Source organism: Pseudomonas kurunegalensis (assembly GCF_030291635.1).
Taxonomy (GTDB): Bacteria; Pseudomonadota; Gammaproteobacteria; order Pseudomonadales; family Pseudomonadaceae; genus Aquipseudomonas; species Aquipseudomonas monteilii.
Map to the genome: position 1 here is coordinate 2,483,409 of NZ_CP127871.1, position 17,461 is coordinate 2,500,869.

Consider the following 17,461-nt stretch of genomic DNA (forward strand, 5'->3'; position numbering starts at 1 on the left):
GGAGAATGAAACTTTCTTGATCAATGAAGTGTGGTGAATGAATCTTCAGTTGATCTTCAAGTGCAGGACATTGCCTTGATTAAGGCAGTAGCGTCGAGGCGGGAAGTGTAAGAATATGTTGTCGGGTTTTGAGTCTGATAGTTGTAGTGTTTAATGCAGTAAGACAGCTTGTTTATATTTGTAGGAAGTTTCCGTTTTTATTGGTAGTGCATAAACACTTAATTCTTGCACTTGGCCATCACCACTTGGCACGTTCTAGGCGTGCCTCCTGACCGGGTGGCATAGCGCACGCAGTTGTTCAGCGACTTCTGCCGGGCAATGCTCAGGGTATTCCCCCACGCCAAACCACCTTCTCCGGTTGAGGGGACTGCTTTGGCAAAGCAGTTCGAGCCTACGGTAGAAGCTCCATAGCGTGCCTTGCTGTTTTTGCTGGAGCAGCCAGCAGAGAGCGCCAGGCTGAGGGCGAGCAGGGTGGTCAGCGCCAAGGAGGTGTGGGGGGCCTTCGTGTTACTGCTCATGTTTACTCCGGCTTCATGTGTTGAATACCTTGCAGGATATTTCATTCAAGCGAAGCGGTGAACTGTTGCGGCGCAGTAGCGGGCTGATTCGTATGTGCAGACATCGGCGAAGCTGCAAACAGGCGGGGCGCTGCGCGCCCCTTTCGTGACGGAAGGCCCCGCTCATACGGGGCATGCAAGGCTTGAGTGTGTGCCGAAGGTCAGAAGCGGTAGTTGAAGCTGGCTTCCAGCGTACGGGGTGCCCCTGGGGTAACCAGGTCTACCGAGCCATGTGCCGAGGCATAGTAATCCCGGTCGAACACGTTCTTCAGGCGCAGCGCCGCGTCCCACTGCGGCACGCTGTACAGCAGCGCAGCGTCGAAGGTGGTGTAGCCCGGCATCACCACCACGTTGTCGAGCGCGGTGTAGCGTTCGTCCACGTAGTTGGCGCCAGCGGCCACGCGCCACTCCGGGGTCAGGGTGCGTACCAGCCAGACGTTGGCGCTGTTGCGCGGCGTCAAGGTAGGGGTCTGGCCTTCGTTGGCCACGCCGTTGGTCTTGCTGTTGGACTTGGTGATCTCGGCATCCAGGTAGGCGTAGCCGGCGTAGATCTGCCACTTGTCCGTAAGCTGCCCGCTGACGGTGGCCTCGAAGCCGTCGGTGCGTTGTTCGCCGGCCAGCACGGTCAGGTTGGGGTTGGCCGGGTCGGCGGTCTTCATGTTGGTGCGTTCCAGGCGGAACACCGCCGCTGTCAGCGACAGGCGGCTGTCGAGCAGGTCCCACTTGGCGCCGATTTCGTAGTTGGTGGTTTCTTCCGGCTCCAGGTGCTGGTTGGTCGGACTGACCGCGAACACCTCGCCCGAAGGCTGGTAGCTGCGGCTGACCGACACGTAGTAGGACTGGATGGCGTCTGGCTGGTAGACCAGGCCGGCACGTGGACTCCAGGTCTTGTCGGTACGGTCGAGGTCGACGTTCTGCACGCGGTCGTCGTCGTACTCCTGGCCAAAGATGTCATAACGCACCCCGACCAAGGCCTTCCAGTGCTCGTTCAGCTCGATCATGTCCTGCAGGTACAGGCCGGTGGTCTGCTGGAAGTTGGTGCCTTTGGAGGAGAGGTTGGCAGCGTGCTCGGGTACCGATACCAGGGCGTCGCGGTACACCGGCACCTGGGCCACGTTGTTCTGGCTCAGCACGCGCTGGTACTTGTCCTGGAAGCCCACTTCCACGCCGTACAGCAGGTTGTGCTGCATGCCGGCCAGTTGCGCCTGTTGTTTGAGCTCGGTCTGGTTGAATACGCCGTATTCGTCACGGGCTACGTTGCCGCGGTTGAGCTTGACCAGCAGTTCGCCGTTGGGCGCAGTGACGAAGCGTGTCGGGCTGCTGTCAGCCAGGGTGTTGTTGCGGTCCAGGTCGTAGCGGTAGTAGCGGCTGGTGTTGGTCAGGGTGAAGTTGTCGTTGATGCGGTAGTCCAGGCTGGCGGTCAACGAGAACACTTCGCTGCGGGCGTAGTCCTGGTCGGCGTCGCCAGAGCCGAAGCGTTTGTCACGGTCCACATCCACAGGGCGATTGCCCAGGGCCGGGATGCCGAAGTCGATCAGGCGCTTGTCGTACAGGTAGGTGGCACCCAGGTTCAGTTCCAGGTCGTCGGACAGGCGGAAGTAGGCCGACGGCGCAATGGCCTTGCGGTCGATGTAGCCATCGTCGCGGAAGGTGTCGCTGTCTTCGAAGGCGCCGGTGACACGGTAAGCCTGGTTGCTTTGCGGGTCGGCCCAGCCGGTGTCGAACTGCGTACGGCGCTTGCCTTCGCTGTCGAAACTCATGCCAACCTCGCGCTTGGGCGTAAAGCTTGGTTTCTTGCTGATGCTGTTGATCAGCCCGCCGGAAGAGCCGCGGCCATACAGCACGGCTGCAGGGCCCTTGATGACCTCGACACGTTCGATGTTGGACAGATCGCGGAAGTACAGGGCGTCATCCCGCACGCCGTCGATATACATGTCACCAATGGCGCTGAAGCCACGGATGGTCACCTGGTCGCGCTGGCCGTCGCCGTTGGACAGGCCGATGCCGGGCACGTTTTTTAGCACGTCTTCCATGGATTGCGCGCCTTGGTCCTTGATCACGCTTTCAGGCACGACGTTGACGGTTTGCGGGATGTCGCGCAGTGGCGCGTCGATCTTCATGGCGCTGCGGGTATCACTGGCCTTGTAGCTTTGTTGCTCGTAGGCGCTGGTGACGGCAGTGGCAGGCAGGGCGAGAGAGCCCTGAGCATCGGGTTGAACGGCGGCGTGAACAGCAGGCACTACTAGCAGGCCCAGCACGGAAATGGATGCTGGGGCAACAGACCTTTTTGCCATTACAGGTGACTCTTTGTTGTTTTGAAGGTCACGAATAGTAATGATTTGTAAATGTAAAGCAAGTGTAAAGGGTTCGCATTTGCTATTACAAGGGTGGGCATGACGAAAACAGGACGAAATACGTCGCGCCAGCAGGGTGGCGGACAGGGTCTATGCTTGTTGGCGCGCGAGCATTTCGCGCCCCTATCCGGTCTTGATCACATGGAAGCAGGCCTATGAACCCGATCCGCTCTCTTGCGCGTGCTGTTGCTTTGGCCACGCTGGTGTCCGCTACCAGCCTCACCGTGCACGCTGCAGATATCCCGATTGCCAGCGAGGCGCTGGAAAGTCACGTGACCACGCAGGTCACCGCCATCGACCTGGCCAACCGCCAGGTCACGGTGAAGGGCCCAGATAACAAGAAGGATGTGACGTTCCAGCTGACTGAAAAGGCCAAGGCCCTACCCAACCTCAAGGTGGGGGACCAGGTCGACATCTTCGTGACCCGTGCCGTGGCCTATGTGCTCAACACGGATGTGGGCGGGGCGCCGAAGGCCAGTGAGGAGTCCGGCACCATTCGCGCCACGGCGCAAAACCCCAACCCGGGCGGCGAGGCCTTCCGCCAGGTCAGGGTTACCTCGCAGATCAAGAAGATCGACCTCGCCAAACATGAAGTGAGCCTGCTGCCGCCAGAGGGCAAACTGCAGGTGGTCAAGGTCGAGAACCCGGACCTGCAGGCGCGCATGAAAAACCTCAAGGTCGGTCAGACCGTCGACGCGATCTACACCGAAGTGCTGCGCGTCGAAACCTCGCGCTGATTTCAGCCGCTGCCGACCTCGGTTGCCTCCGAGGTCGAACGTGGAGTGCGGGCATGTGCTGTCAGTGGCTGGCGGCTTCGATCAGTGCCTGGGGTTCGGCGCGTTCGGAATAGTCGACATTGATGAACGCCCGGCGTATGTGGCCGTCCTGGCCGATGACGAATGCGCTGGCCATCGGCAAACCGAGGTCGTCGCTGGCATTGAGGGCCTTGAGGTCTGCACCGAGTGAGCGGTACACCGCCTCGAGCTCCGGTTCCAGTTCGAAGACGATGCCGTACTGGCGCGCCAACTGGTTGCCGGGGTCGCTCAACAGTTGATAGCGCACCCCCAGGGCTTCGCGGGTTTTCCAGGTGGCGGCAGGGCTCTGGGCGGAGACAGCCACCAAGGTGGCACCGCTGGCGGCCAGGTCACCCACCATCTGCTGGTATTCGCCAAGCGCGGCATTGCAGAACGGGCACCACAGGCCGCGATAGAAAACCAGCACCAATGGGCCGCGTGCCAGCAAGGCATGCAGGTCTACGGCCTTGCCATCGGCATCCTCCAACACGGCCAGTGGTGCGCGGTCGCCGGCTTTCAGCGCATGGGCTTCGGGGTGGCGTGCGATCAAGGCCTGTAGCGACGTGCTGAATTTTTCCAGCACGTCGGCGGGCAGTTGGCCCATCTGCTGTTTGATGGCGTCGAGTTTTTCCTTGAGTGACATGCTTCTCTCCTTGTGGTGATTCACCGGGGCAGGCTTCGGGTTGCCCGCGTGTGGATTCGCTGCGAGGCCTTGCAGCCGGGGGGATAGCGCTGGAACAGCTGGAGTACCCAATCGGGGCGGGTTTTGCTGGCATCGTTAAGCCAGTTGGCGACCGAATCCTGGGCGTACCTTTCAGCCTCGGCCAACAGCGGTACCAGCAACGCCTCGGCCACTTCCGGGTGTTCTTTGAGCGCGGCTATGTGCCCACACCAGACGCCACGTGGGCGCAGGATTTCGATACAAAAGCGTCGCACCAGCGGGTCTGCGTCGCCGGCGTAGCGGCTGAGCAGGGGCAGGGCGGTGTCCAACTGCTGTGCCAGGCGTGGGCGCAGGGCAATCCAGGCCCATTCGCGTACACCAAAATGCTCATCGCGGGCAAAGCGCAACTGCGCCAGCAGGGCGTCTTGTGCAGGCAGCGTGCGTGAAAGGTGTGCCTGAGCGAAGGCTGCCCAGCTGCGTACGGTGTCGGACGGGTGTGCACAGCATTGCTCGAACACCTCCTGGCGCAGGGGGGCGGGTGCATGTTCCAGCCATTGGCCCAGCGCCAGGCCGATGGCTGCAACCTTCTTTGACAGGCCCAGCGTCTGAACCTGGTCAGCGCAGGCAGCCAGTTGCTCGACCAGTGCTGCAGGTAACCGGGTAACCAGCGTATTGGCCAGTGTCACCTGATCCACGGCCAGGCATTCGGCCAGGTTGCGGGTTGGCAGTTGGCCAAGGTCGATCAGGGACTTGCGATCATCAGTCATTGCCGAGGCTCCGCCACAGCAGGTTGGCAGTGGGGGGCTGGCGCCGCCCTGCCTGGTCGCGCTCGTTCTGATTCTGCAACATCATCCACCTCCATGTGGTTTGACGGGGTATTGGCTTCAGCCCTTGTCGGGTGGCAATGCCAGGGCAGGGCTCGCCGAAAGTGCCTGCAGCGTGGCGGAAAGGGCTTCCCGCTGTGTGTTGTCCAGCGTGTGCATGATCGTGCCGATCCAGTCGGTGTGTTCGGCGAATACCGCGTCCAGGACAGCAACACCTGCCGGGGTAAGGCTGATACTCAGTTTGCGACGGTCATGGGCATCCTTTCGGCGCTTGATGAAGCCGTCGCCTTGCAGGCCGTCGAGCAGACCGGTGACGGTGCCCGAAGTGATCGCCAGACGCGTCGCCAGTTCCAGCGGCGACAAGCGTCCGCCAGCCGCTTGCAACGTCAGCAAGATGGCGAAACGCCCCTCCGACAGGTTATGGCGAGCCAGGCGCACCGCGCACACGCGGTTGATTGCCGCAGCCGCGGACAGCAGTTCGAAGCACAGGCGCACGCTTTGCCTGGCGTCGGCAGGGGCCTCTGCCAGTGCGTCGAGCATGATGTGATGCTTGTTCTCAAGAATATTCATAAGGCGCAGTTTATCTTGGCGCCTTAGTAAATCAACAGTGGCTGTGTTACAGGGCTGCGATAGCGATTGAGTTATTGCGTTGCACGGCTGTTTTTCATGCATGTTACGAATAGTTCGTGTGCATGATTTTGATTTCCATCAGCCTGGTGCATTGCACGATGATGGCGGTCATCAAAACGTTGAAAAGGCACGGCCATGTTCAGTAAATCCATGCTTCTGTTGGTTCTGCCGCTCGCCCTGGCGTTGTTTGCAGGTGCCGTACTGCCCTTTCAGGCCACCGCTAACGCTGCCGTAGGCCGGGCATTGGGGCACTGGTTATGGGGGGCGTTCACCTCGTTGACGGTGAGTTCGCTGGTGGTGATTGTTGCCCTGCTGGTCCTCAGGGTGCCTGCACCGGACATGGGCAAGGCGCTGCAGGGGCCTTGGTGGCTGTGGGTAGGGGGTGTTCTGGGGGCTCTGTATGTGGCCGGTGCTGCTGCTCTTACCCCAAGGCTGGGGGCTGCGGGCTTCCTGGTACTGGTCGTGGCCGGGCAGATCATCACCGCAGTGCTGGCCGACCATTTTGGGGTAATGGGGTTGGCGGGCAAGCCACTCAACCTGGCCAGGCTGGCGGGCGTGGTGCTGATTTTATGTGGCGTGCTGCTGGTGCAGGGCATCTGGACGACGGCGGCACCGGCCAGTGCCGCAGCGGTGGTGAAGCCGCCAGAAGGTTGATCAGCACCCCGGTTGGCTGCAGGCCCACACGGTTTCGCGCAGCCATCGATGCCCCGGGTCGCTGTCCTTACGGCTGTGCCAGGCCTGCTGGTAGTCGAACGAGGGGATTGCCAATGGCGGTTCGAACTGGCGTAACGCGTTGTGCGGGTGCAGTGAACCTACGGCGCGGCTGGCCACGGTAAGGATCAGGTCGGTACCGGCCAATACCTCCACCGCTGCGCTCCAGTGTGGCAAGGCCAGGGCAATTCGACGGCGCAGGCCTTGGGCCGCCAGCGCACGTTCAATCTCATCGAAGGCGTCCGGGCGCATGGCCATCAGTACATGCGGGCGCGCCAGCCAGTCTTCCAGCGCCAGGCCGCCGCTGGCTGGCAGCACCTGGCGGTCGGCGACGCTGATGAAACTGTCGGCAAACAGCGGCTGGGTAGTGATGCCCTGGGGCCGGTCCGGGAAGATGCCCAAGGCCAGGTCCAGTTCGCCGTCGAGCAGTTGGGCCAGCATGGTTTCGCGGCTGGCCTGGCTGATGGCCAGGTCTACCCCGGGTGCGACCTGGCGCAGATGGCGCATCAGGGGTGGCAGGATAATGCGCGACGAGTAGTCGGACAGCGACAGCCTGAAGCGGCGCTCGGCCTTGGCCGGGTCGAACTGGGGGGTGGCGAGTAGGCCATTGAGGCTGCCCAACGCATCCTGCAGCGGGCTGGCCAGCGACTGGGCGAGTGTGGTGAGCGCCATGCGGCCGTTCTGGCGAACGAGCAAGGGGTCGTCGAAGTGTTTGCGCAACTGCGCCAGGGCGTGGCTTACCGCCGGTTGGCTGCGGTGCAGGCGCAGGGCGGCGCGGGTCACGTGTTTCTCGCTGAGCAGCGCGTGAAGGGCCAGCAGCAGGTTGAGGTCGATCTTGCGCAGTTCATCCATGGGGTGAATGGCTTTATCACTGTTCAAATGTCTTGATCAGGTTAACAAATACAAGCACCGACATGTCGTTGCTAACGGTGTTAGCAGCATTCAATCCTTTGCTGCAAGAGGTGCAGATATAATCTGCATCCAGCCTGATTGTTCAACTTTGCCAGCCTCATTAGCCTGATTCGAACATTCATCCAGCAGGATTCGATCATGGCTACCCGCATCATCCTCGATACCACCGGCACGGCCGATGTCATGCAGCTTGAACACGTCGACGCGCAATCGCCAGGGCCTGGCCAGGTCTGGCTGGAGCAGACGTTCATTGGCGTAAACCCCCTTGACGTGTTGCAGCGCAAGGGTGGCGCAGCGCTGCCATTGCCCTCGGGCCTGGGCCTGGAAGGCGCAGGCCGGGTTGCGGCCATCGGCGAGGGGGTAACCAACGTGAAGGTGGGCGATCGGGTCGCCTATGCAATGGGGCCGGTAGGTGCCTATGCCAGCGGTCGGCTGTTCCCGGCCGACCGGCTGGTCAAGCTGCCACCGCAGCTGGATGACGAGGCCGCCGCAGCGGTGTTGTTCAAGGGCATCACGGCGCAGTACCTGCTGAAAACCACCTGTGCTGTGGGGCCGGGTACTCAAGTGCTGCTGTACGGTGCCGCCGGTGCCTTGGGCCAGCTGATGGCGCCTTGGGCGCGGCATCTCGGGGCGACAGTGATTGGCGTGGTATCGCGCCCGCAGAGCGTGGGCAGGGCGCAGGCGGCTGGCTGCCACCATGTGCTGGTGTTCGATGCGGCAACACTGGCCGGTGAAGTGCGCGAGCTGACCCAAGGGCAGGGCGTGGACGTGGTCTATGACTGTGTCGGCAAGGTGTCGCTGGGCGCTTCGTTGGACAGCCTGCGGGTGCGCGGCCTGCTGGTGTCGTTTGGCGGTACCTCCGGTGCCCCGGCGGCGATCGAGGTCGCCACGCTCAATGCCAAAGGCTCGCTTTACCTGACCCGACCGTCGCTGGCGGCACACACGCGCACGGTTGGCGAATATCAGCAGCGCGCCGCCGATGTGCTGGCAGCCGTCGCCGAAGGTATCATCCAGCCTCGGGTCTGGCGTCGCTACCCGCTGGCCGAAGTGGCCAGGGCCCACCGGGACCTGGAACAAGGGCTGTCGGAGGGCGCGCTGGTCCTTACCGCCTGATGCCCGATCACACCGCCGAGTCTTGCCATGGATGCCTTCGACAGCCGCCGCGCCGATGAACGTGCCACCTTGCTGGCCCTGCACGAGCAGGGGTCGTTTGCCGCTGCCGGGCGGCTGCTGGAGCGCCACCCCACGGTGCTGTCAAAGCGCCTGAGTGCACTGGAGGCCCGCCTGGGCATTCGCCTGGTGGAGCGCAGCACACGGCAATTGCGTTTTACCGATGAAGGCGAGCGGTTGGTGGCCAAGGTGCGCGAGGCCAACCGGCTGATCGCCGAGGCGGAACAGGAAGCTGCCGAGGGCGCGGTAGCGGTGCGCGGGCGCTTGCGCCTGGCGTTGCCGGCGGCCATGGGCCGGCGCTGGTTGAGCGGGATGCTGGCCGACTTCGTGCTGGCCTACCCGCAGGTAACGGTGGAGGCTGAGTACGCTGATCGATTCGTCGATCTGATCGGCGAAGGTTTCGACGCCGCCATCCGCATTGGTGAGCTGGCGGACAATCGCCTGGTCGCCAGGAAGCTGTGCGATCACCTGCGCATCCTGTGCGCCTCACCCGAGTACCTCGCTCGCCAGGGCGTGCCTGCCCGGCCGGAGGATCTGGTTGGTCATAACTGCTTGGGATTCAGTGGCTTACGTTCATTTCCTGAGTGGCGCTTGATGAGCGCTGGGCAGCAGGTAAGCGTTAAAGTCGCTGGCAACTTACGCAGCAATGACAATGAGGCGCTGCTGGAGGCGGCGCGGCGTGGTGTGGGTATTCTTGCCGGGGGAGACTGGCTGATGGGCGAAGACCTTGCCCGTGGGCGCCTGGTGCGGGTGTTGCCGCAGTGGCAGCTGGATGTGGCCGCGGGCATTTACCTGGTGCGGCCGACCGCGCGCCTGAATACAGCGGCACTGGGGGCATTCAAGGCCTGGCTGGAAGACCGCTTCAAGGCCGGAGCCCCTTGGCGGCCTTGATACGGTCTGTCGTGATCCAAGATTTATTCTAAAGTTTATTTCATAATCTTTTGATAAATAACAAATTATCTTCTTGCTACAGCATGCTGAACGCACTGCTCATAGTAAGTCTGCCTGATTGCCGACGGCTTTAGCCGCGAGCGGCTGTTGTAGGTCTGCTCGGTGATACCGAAGGCGGTCATGCGCATCCACGGTTTGGGGAATTTGCGTACCTGCAGCTTCTTTCGCGTGGCATACAGCGTTACCCCGGAAAGCTTGGCCTGTTGGGCTTCGGCGGCTATCTGCGCACCCCAGGTGCAGGTGTGGCGATCGTTCTGGCTTGGCGCCCGGGCTTGGGCGCCGAAAGCGAGCGTGGCCAGCAGGCAACCGGCCAACGTTGCTAGAAGTACTCGCATGTTGCTGTCCTAAGCATCTGAAGAGGAAGGAAGTTTGCCTTCGCTTTTCAAGGCTGGGGGCCAGCAGTTTGCCGTCAGATCACCGCCATGCGTAGCGGGCTGGTGGCAGGTTTTCGCAGGCTGGCCCAGGCCAGGCCGGCGACCCAGATCACCGACACGCCATAGTTCAGCCGTTGGTACAGGCCGAACAACTGGCCGCTTTCTACCGCCTGGCCCATCAGCGCGACAGTAACGATCGCGAGTACCACGCAGGCCAGGGAGAACAACGACAGAGCGGCTGAACCTGCAATGCGATTGCCCAGCCAGGCCCACAAGGCGCTGGCCAGGGTCAGTGAGAGAAACATCAGCAGGCCGGACAGGTTATGCAGTTGCTGAGAGGTGGACGGCTGTGCCGGAGCGCACCCCTGGTCGCAGGGGAACCAGCCGGTGCCCAGGCTGCCGACACCGTGTAGCAGCACCAGGCCCGCACTCAGCAGTGCAAGTCTGGAGTGACGCCAGCGCCGCACCAGGCCCCAGGCAAACAGTGCGAACAGCACGGCCAGGGGGAAGTTGTTGACCCGTGGTGACCAGCTATGGGTTGGCGAACCAACGGCACCGAGTTGGCTCATGGCCTGTTGCAGGTGGTCGTAGCCGGGGTAGGCCTGGGCAGTGAGCCATACACCGGCCAGCAGCCAGAGGGGGATCAGCAGGCCGCTGGCGAGCAGCAGGCGGTCGTGGGCTTTCATGCCGGGTCTTCCTTCCATGGGTGAGTGAGCGCAAAGGCGCACAGTACAGGCTTGCACTGGCTTTGGGCCAGCTTTTCCCGAGGTGGGGCGACAGGGATGCGCAATAAATACCGCACCAGGTGTATGTGATCGTACAACTGCATGCGCTATGATGAGCGCTGTCTTTCAAGGTGAAACACAGGGCAATGACAGAGCAGCAGGTACAGGCAAGGACCCGGCGCAAGCCGCGTAGTCTGGCCCAGGAACTGGTCACGGTGCTGACCGAGCGCATTCGCAGTGGCCAGCTCAAGCGTGGCGACAAGCTTCCGACCGAATCGCAGATCATGGCTGAGGAGGGCGTCAGCCGCACGGTGGTGCGTGAGGCGATCTCGCGGCTACAGGCCGCCGGGCAGGTCGAGACCCGTCATGGCATCGGCACCTTCGTGCTGGACGCGCCGGCCACCGGGGGCTTTCGCATCGACCCGGCCACCGTGGTCACCCTGCGTGAAGTGCTGGCAGTGCTGGAATTACGCATTGCCCTGGAGATCGAGTCGGCTGGCCTGGCGGCGCAGCGGCGCAGCGATGAAGAGCTGGCAGGCATGCGCGCGGCGCTGGACGAACTCAACGAAGGGGCGGCCCATGCCAACGATGCCGTGTCGGCAGACTTCCAGTTTCACCTGCGCATTGCACAGGCCAGCGGCAACCATTACTTCGCCGACATCATCAACCACCTAGGTACCAGCATCATCCCGCGTACCCGGCTGAATTCGGCGCGGTTGGCCCATGATGACCAGGCGCATTACATGAGCCGGTTGATGCATGAGCACGAAGCGATCTACGAAGCCATTGCCCGGCGTGACAGCGAAGGGGCGAAGATGGCCATGCGCATGCACCTGAGCAATAGCCGGGAGCGTTTGCGCCAGGTGCATGAAGAGGCGGAGGCGCAAGGGGCCTGACGTTTCTCTTGCCAGCGGACACTGCCAAAAGAAAAGCCCCGCCATGCGCGGGGCTTTCTTGTTTCAGGCAATCACTCAGATCGCCCCGTCACGCCACTGACCATTTACCAGGCGGCGCAGACCCAATGGGTTGCCATCGCGCAGGGCTTCAGGCAGCAGCGCCTGCGGGTAGTTCTGGTAGCACACCGGTCGCAGGAAGCGGTCGATGGCCAAGGTACCTACCGACGTGCCGCGCGCATCCGAAGTGGCCGGGTAGGGCCCGCCGTGGACCATCGCATCACACACTTCGACACCGGTCGGGTAACCGTTGACCAGAATGCGCCCGACCTTCTCCTCCAGCAGCGACACCAGCCAGGCAAAGGCCTCGAAGTCCTCCTGCTCACCGATCAGCGTCGCGGTCAGCTGGCCACGCAGGCCGAGCAGGGCGGCGCGCAGCTGGTCGTTGTCCTGCACTTCGACGGCTACGGTGGTTGGGCCGAACACTTCTTCCTGCAGCAGCGGGTCGGCATTCACCAGCAGGCTGGCGTCGGCCTTGAACAGCTGGGCGCGGGCCTGTCTGCCTTCCTGTGGCTGGCCAGCCAGGTGCTGGATACCCGCGTGGGCGTGCAGGTGTTCCAGGCCGCCGACGTAACTGCGCAGGCCGCCGGCGTTGAGCATGGTCTGGCCGGCCTGGGCGTTCAGGTGCTGGCCAAGGTCGGCCAGCAGTTGGCTGAACTGAGGCGATTGCAAGCCGATGACCATGCCCGGGTTGGTGCAGAACTGGCCGGCGCCCATGCACACGGAGCCGGCCAGTTCGCGGGCGATGGCCTCGCCACGTTTGGCGAGGGCGCCCGGAAGGACGATCACCGGGTTGATGCTGGACATCTCGGCGAACACAGGGATGGGTTGCGGGCGCTCGGCAGCCATGCGGCACAGGGCGTCGCCACCTTTGAGTGAACCGGTGAAGCCGACAGCCTGGATGGCCGGGTGCTTGACCAGCCACTCGCCCACGCCGCCACCGAATACCATGTTGAACACACCCTTCGGCATGCCGGTACGCTCGGCGGCACGCACGATGGCGCAGCCGACCAGGTCGGCGGTGGCCATGTGGCCGCTGTGTGCCTTGAACACCACCGGGCAACCGGCAGCCAGGGCGGCGGCGGTGTCGCCACCGGCGGTGGAGAAGGCCAGCGGGAAGTTGCTGGCGCCGAACACGGCGACCGGGCCAACGCCGATGCGCATCTGGCGCAGGTCTACACGCGGCAGCGGCTGGCGCTCGGGCAAGGCCAGGTCGATACGGGCGCCAAGGAAATCACCCCGGCGCAGCACCTGGGCGAACAGGCGCATCTGGCCGCTGGTGCGGCCACGCTCGCCTTGAATGCGGGCGGCGGGCAGGGCGGTTTCTCGGCAGACGATGGCGACGAAAGCGTCGTCCAGTTCGTCCAGTTCCGCGGCAATGGCTTCAAGGAATTCGGCGCGCCGCGCTGGGGCCAGTTGGCGGAATTCGGCGAAGGCAGCGGCGGCGGCTTTGGCTGCCTGGTCCACTTCGGTTTCAGTGGCCTGGGCAAAGTTGTAGGGCAGGGCTTCGCCAGTGCTGGCGTCCAGGCTCTGCAGGCGCTGTTGGCCGGCGGCGCTACGCTGGCCGGCGATGAAGTTGTGGCCGAGGATTTCAGGCATGGAGTGCTCCTGTAGATTGAGAGTAAATCTGGCGGGTTGTCACATGACCTGTGGGAGCGGGCATGCCCGCTCCCACAGGGAAGGAGGTGCGTTCTACGATCAAGTGAGCCCTTGGCATCAGGTAATCGGTGCCGGGTTGAACAGGGTGATGTCATTGTGCAACCGGTGCTGTTCGGCCCAGGTCTGCTTGCGGCCGCTGGCCACGTCCAGGTAGTAATGGAACAGTTCCCAACCCAGTTCTTCGATGGTCGAACGGCCTGTGGCGATGCGCCCGGCGTCGATGTCGATCAGGTCGGGCCAGCGCTGCGCCAGTTCGCTGCGGGTGCATACCTTGACCACCGGCGCCATGGCCAGGCCATACGGGGTGCCGCGGCCGGTAGTGAATACGTGCAGGTTCATGCCGGCGGCCAGTTGCAGGGTGCCGCACACGAAGTCGCTGGCCGGGGTGGCGCAGAAGATCAGGCCTTTGCGGTTTACCCGCTCGCCAGGGCCAAGCACGCCCTGGATGGCGCCGCTGCCGGACTTGACGATCGAACCCAGCGACTTCTCGACGATATTGGACAGGCCACCTTTCTTGTTGCCCGGCGTGGTGTTGGCGCTGCGGTCGGCGGCGCCTTGCTGCAAGTAGCGGTCGTACCAGTCCATCTCGCGCACCAGGGATTCGGCGACGTCCTGGTTTTCGGCACGAGAGGTCAGCATGTAAATGGCGTCGCGCACCTCGGTCACTTCCGAGAACAGCACGGTGGCTCCGGCGCGTACCAGCAGGTCGGACGCGTAGCCCAGTGCCGGGTTGGCGGTAATGCCCGAGAAGGCGTCGCTGCCGCCGCACTGCATGCCAAGGATCAGCTCGCTGGCGGGTACGGTTTCGCGTCGGCGCTGGTCGAGTTTCTTCAGTCGGGTTTCGGCCAGTTCCATGATCTGTTCGATCATTTCCACAAAGCCCAGGCTGGCGTCCTGCAGGCGGTACAGCCACGGGTCGCTGAGGTCCACCGACGGGTCGTTGTCGTGCATCACCTGCCCGGCCTGCAGTTTTTCGCAACCCAGGCTGATGACCAGCGCCTCTCCGCCCAGGTTGGGGTTGCGCGCCAGGTTGCGCACGGTGCGGATCGGGATGTAGGCGTCGCGTGCGTTGATGGCCACGCCGCAGCCGTAGCTGTGGGTGATGGCTACCACATCGTCGACGTTGGGGTACTTGGGCAGCAGTTCGTTGCGAATGCGCTTGACCGCATGCTCCAGCACGCCGGTTACGCATTGCACGGTGGTGGTGATGCCGAGGATGTTGCGGGTACCGACGGTGCCGTCTGCGTTGCGGTAGCCTTCGAAGGTGAAGCCCTCAAGGGGGGGCAAAGGCTGTGGGACAGCGTCACAGCGCGGCAGGCTGTCCAGCTCTGGTGCGGCCGGCATGGCCAGCTGGCTTTCCTGCACCCAGCTGCCTTGGCGCAGGTCTTCCAGCGCGTAGCCGATGATTTGCCCATAGCGGCGCACGGGTTCGCCCTTGGCGATGGCCACGGTGGCCACCTTGTGGCTCTGCGGCACGCCTTCGATCAGGGTCAGGCCGTCGGCGAAGCGGGCGCCTTCGCCCAGGCCGCCGTCGTTTACAACCACCACGACGTTATCGTCGTCGTGCAGGCGGACGTAGCGGGGCGAGTCGGAATGTTCGATCAACTGCATGTTTGGGCCCTACTTGTCAGGTTCTCAGGCTTTTTGTACATCCGCCCGCGCCAGGTAACCCGGCGCGGGCGTGTTCACTCAGTGGCGCGCGCTGGCCAGTTCGCCGTTGGCGGCAGGCTCAGCTTGCGGCTTTGGGGCATCGTCGCGCAGTTCGATACGCTTGATCGGGCCGACGATTACCAGGTAGCTGAACACGGCCACCAGAGCGTTGGCACCCACGTACACCAGTGCCCACTTGAACGAGCCAGTGGCGCTGATGATGTAGCCGATCACGATAGGGGTGGTGATCGAGGCGATGTTGCCGAAGGTGTTGAACAGGCCACCGGACAGCCCGGCGATCTGCTTGGGCGAGGTGTCTGCCACCACCGCCCAGCCCAGCGCGCCGATGCCTTTGCCGAAGAATGCCAAGGTCATGAAACCGACCACCATCCATTCGGCGTCGACGTAGTTGCAGAACACCATGGTGGTCGACAGCAACAGGCCGCAGACGATCGGCAGTTTGCGCGAGAAGGTCAGCGAGTTGCCACGGCGCAGCAGCCAGTCCGAGATCACGCCACCCAGCACGCCACCAATGAAGCCGCAGACCGCCGGCAGCGAGGCGATGAAGCCGGCCTTGAGGATGGTCATGCCGCGCTCCTGCACCAGGTACACCGGGAACCAGGTGAGGAAGAAGTAGGTGATGGCGTTGATGCAGTATTGGCCCAGGTACACGCCCAGCAGCATGCGGCTGGTCAGTAGCTGCTTGATGTAGCCCCATTTCGGGCCGTCGTTGCCGCGCTTCTGGTCCATGTCCACCAGGCCGCCGTTCTGCTCGATGTGTTCAAGCTCGCTTGGGCTGATGCGGGGGTGTTGGCGCGGGTTGTGGATGGTCTTCAGCCATACCATGGAGAACACGATGCCCAGTGCGCCCATGACCACGAACACATGCTCCCAGCCGAAGCTGAACACGATCCAGCCCATGATCGGAGCGAACAGTGCGGTGGCGAAGTACTGTGCCGAGTTGAAGATGGCCGAGGCCGTGCCACGTTCCTGTGTGGGGAACCAGGCGGCGACGATGCGCGCGTTACCCGGGAACGACGGGGCCTCGGCGAAACCCACGAGGAAGCGCAGGGTGAAGAGGGTTACTACGGCCCAGGCAACTGGCAGGCCACCGACAAAACCCTGCAACAGGGTGAACAGCGACCAGGTGAAGATGCTGAAGGCGTAGACGTTCTTGGAGCCGAAACGATCGAGCAGCCAGCCACCAGGAATCTGGCCAGCCACGTAAGCCCATCCGAAGGCGGAGAAGATATAACCGAGGGTTACGGCGTCAATGCCGAGGTCTTTCTGCAGGCTGGAGCCTGCGATTGCAATGGTAGCGCGGTCGGCATAGTTGATCGTGGTCACCAGAAACAGCATGAACAGGATCAGGTAGCGCACATGCGTCTTCTTAGTCGCTTGCATGCTGGTAATACTCCCACTAGTTATTTTTGTGCGGGCTCACGAATTGTAACCGGAGTGGGGCTTCCCACTCCGGGTGCGGCAAGGGCAGGCCGCAGGGGTGCGCTTATTGCGGACCCATCTTGTCCATCAGGGCAGCGAGCATTTCGTACTCTTCGGCAGTCAGGTCGGTCAGCGGCGTGCGCACCGGGCCTGCGTCGTAACCGGCAATTTTGGCGCCGGCCTTGACGATGCTGACGGCGTAGCCGGCTTTGCGGTTGCGGATGTCCAGGTACGGCAGGAAGAAATCGTCGATCAGCTTGGCCACGGCGGCGTGGTCGTCACGGGCGATGGCGTTGTAGAAGTCCATGGCGGTCTTCGGCACGAAGTTGAACACGGCGGAGGAGTACACCGGTACGCCCAGGGCCTTGTAGGCAGCAGCATACACTTCGGCGGTCGGCAGGCCACCCAGGTAGCTGAAGCGGTCGCCCAGGCGGCGACGGATCGACACCATCAGCTCGATATCACCCAGGCCGTCTTTGTAACCGATCAGGTTCGGGCAGCGCTCGGCCAGTTTTTCCAGCAGGTCGGCGTTCAGGCGGCAGACGTTGCGGTTGTAGACCACCACGCCGATTTTTACCGATTTGCACACCGCTTCAACGTGGGCGGCAACGCCATCCTGGCTGGCTTCGGTCAGGTAGTGCGGCAGCAGCAGCAGGCCCTTGGCACCCAGGCGCTCGGCTTCCTGGGCGTATTCGATGGCCTGGCGGGTGGAGCCACCCACGCCGGCGAGGATCGGTACCGAAGTGGCGCAGGTGTCGACGGCGGTCTTGATCACCTGGCTGTATTCGCTGGCAGCCAGGGAGAAGAACTCACCGGTGCCGCCAGCGGCGAACAGGGCACTGGCGCCATACGGGGCCAGCCATTCCAGGCGTTTGATGTAGCCAGCCTGGTTGAAATCGCCCTGGGCGTTGAAGTCGGTGACCGGGAAAGACAGCAGGCCGTGGGAGAGGATGGATTTCAGTTCTTGTGGAGTCATTGTTGTAGGCATCCTGTGGCGCTTGGGTGAAGGGTGTTGTTCTGCGTTGGAGGTAAGTTATCGTACAACTTGCGCGATGACTAGTCCCCCTAGAAAATTTTTTAGGTGCCTGCCTGA

Annotated in this window: 17 protein-coding genes; 5 read left to right on the forward strand and 12 right to left on the reverse strand. The window is 62.9% G+C overall.

Annotated features, from left to right (window positions below; translation table 11 throughout):
• Positions 1–218: 218 nt before the first annotated feature.
• Complete coding sequence (locus tag QQ992_RS11130) at positions 219–518, reverse strand: hypothetical protein (protein WP_286113390.1); 300 nt, start codon at positions 516–518, stop codon at positions 219–221.
• A gap of 200 nt (positions 519–718) precedes the next feature.
• Positions 719–2,851 carry a TonB-dependent receptor gene (locus tag QQ992_RS11135; RefSeq protein ID WP_286113391.1) on the reverse strand — a complete coding sequence of 711 codons (2,133 nt, stop codon included), beginning with the start codon at positions 2,849–2,851 and terminating at the stop codon, positions 719–721.
• A gap of 215 nt (positions 2,852–3,066) precedes the next feature.
• On the opposite strand from QQ992_RS11135, the gene QQ992_RS11140 reads away from it, so the two are divergent.
• On the forward strand, positions 3,067–3,648 hold the full coding sequence (locus tag QQ992_RS11140) for a hypothetical protein (protein ID WP_105947456.1): 582 nt from the start codon (positions 3,067–3,069) through the stop codon (positions 3,646–3,648).
• A gap of 61 nt (positions 3,649–3,709) precedes the next feature.
• Here QQ992_RS11140 and QQ992_RS11145 read toward each other — a convergent pair whose 3' ends face one another.
• From QQ992_RS11145 to QQ992_RS11155, 3 genes are all read right to left on the reverse strand, one after another.
• Positions 3,710–4,348, reverse strand: coding sequence for a peroxiredoxin-like family protein (locus QQ992_RS11145; protein ID WP_286113392.1), 639 nt, complete (start codon positions 4,346–4,348; stop codon positions 3,710–3,712).
• Between the two features lie 20 nt (positions 4,349–4,368).
• A complete protein-coding gene (locus QQ992_RS11150) occupies positions 4,369–5,133 on the reverse strand; it encodes a hypothetical protein (protein WP_286113393.1) in 765 nt (254 codons plus the stop codon).
• A gap of 117 nt (positions 5,134–5,250) precedes the next feature.
• Positions 5,251–5,760, reverse strand: a complete 510-nt coding sequence (locus QQ992_RS11155) for a MarR family winged helix-turn-helix transcriptional regulator (RefSeq protein WP_286113394.1) — start codon at positions 5,758–5,760, stop codon at positions 5,251–5,253.
• 195 nt (positions 5,761–5,955) lie between these two features.
• Between QQ992_RS11155 and QQ992_RS11160 the strand changes: the two genes are divergently transcribed.
• Positions 5,956–6,474: a DMT family transporter gene (locus QQ992_RS11160; RefSeq protein WP_286113395.1), complete on the forward strand. Its 519-nt coding sequence runs from the start codon at positions 5,956–5,958 to the stop codon at positions 6,472–6,474.
• Here QQ992_RS11160 and QQ992_RS11165 read toward each other — a convergent pair whose 3' ends face one another.
• The gene (locus QQ992_RS11165; protein WP_286113396.1) at positions 6,475–7,383 is read right to left on the reverse strand and encodes a LysR family transcriptional regulator; all 909 of its coding nucleotides are present in this window, start codon (positions 7,381–7,383) and stop codon (positions 6,475–6,477) included.
• A gap of 198 nt (positions 7,384–7,581) precedes the next feature.
• Between QQ992_RS11165 and QQ992_RS11170 the strand changes: the two genes are divergently transcribed.
• Both QQ992_RS11170 and QQ992_RS11175 read left to right on the forward strand, forming a co-directional pair.
• Positions 7,582–8,556 carry a quinone oxidoreductase family protein gene (locus QQ992_RS11170; protein WP_286113397.1) on the forward strand — a complete coding sequence of 325 codons (975 nt, stop codon included), beginning with the start codon at positions 7,582–7,584 and terminating at the stop codon, positions 8,554–8,556.
• 27 nt (positions 8,557–8,583) lie between these two features.
• Positions 8,584–9,504: a LysR family transcriptional regulator gene (locus QQ992_RS11175; protein ID WP_286113398.1), complete on the forward strand. Its 921-nt coding sequence runs from the start codon at positions 8,584–8,586 to the stop codon at positions 9,502–9,504.
• Between the two features lie 65 nt (positions 9,505–9,569).
• Here QQ992_RS11175 and QQ992_RS11180 read toward each other — a convergent pair whose 3' ends face one another.
• Both QQ992_RS11180 and QQ992_RS11185 read right to left on the reverse strand, forming a co-directional pair.
• Entirely contained in the window at positions 9,570–9,899 is a 330-nt protein-coding gene (locus QQ992_RS11180) for a hypothetical protein (RefSeq protein ID WP_016713830.1), read from the reverse strand.
• Between the two features lie 74 nt (positions 9,900–9,973).
• A complete protein-coding gene (locus QQ992_RS11185; RefSeq protein WP_286113399.1) occupies positions 9,974–10,624 on the reverse strand; it encodes a DUF998 domain-containing protein in 651 nt (216 codons plus the stop codon).
• A gap of 185 nt (positions 10,625–10,809) precedes the next feature.
• Between QQ992_RS11185 and QQ992_RS11190 the strand changes: the two genes are divergently transcribed.
• The gene (locus QQ992_RS11190) at positions 10,810–11,559 is read left to right on the forward strand and encodes a FadR/GntR family transcriptional regulator (RefSeq protein WP_027608907.1); all 750 of its coding nucleotides are present in this window, start codon (positions 10,810–10,812) and stop codon (positions 11,557–11,559) included.
• Positions 11,560–11,634: 75 nt separating this feature from the next.
• On the opposite strand, the gene QQ992_RS11195 is transcribed toward QQ992_RS11190, so the two are convergent.
• The 4 genes from QQ992_RS11195 to kdgD all read right to left on the reverse strand — a co-directional run bounded on the left by QQ992_RS11195 (position 11,635) and on the right by kdgD (position 17,344).
• Entirely contained in the window at positions 11,635–13,215 is a 1,581-nt protein-coding gene (locus tag QQ992_RS11195) for an aldehyde dehydrogenase (NADP(+)) (protein ID WP_286113400.1), read from the reverse strand.
• Positions 13,216–13,332: 117 nt separating this feature from the next.
• Entirely contained in the window at positions 13,333–14,886 is a 1,554-nt protein-coding gene (garD, locus tag QQ992_RS11200; RefSeq protein ID WP_286113401.1) for a galactarate dehydratase, read from the reverse strand.
• 78 nt (positions 14,887–14,964) lie between these two features.
• A complete protein-coding gene (locus QQ992_RS11205; protein WP_286113402.1) occupies positions 14,965–16,329 on the reverse strand; it encodes an MFS transporter in 1,365 nt (454 codons plus the stop codon).
• A gap of 103 nt (positions 16,330–16,432) precedes the next feature.
• Positions 16,433–17,344: a 5-dehydro-4-deoxyglucarate dehydratase gene (gene kdgD, locus QQ992_RS11210; protein WP_016713836.1), complete on the reverse strand. Its 912-nt coding sequence runs from the start codon at positions 17,342–17,344 to the stop codon at positions 16,433–16,435.
• Positions 17,345–17,461 lie beyond the last annotated feature (117 nt).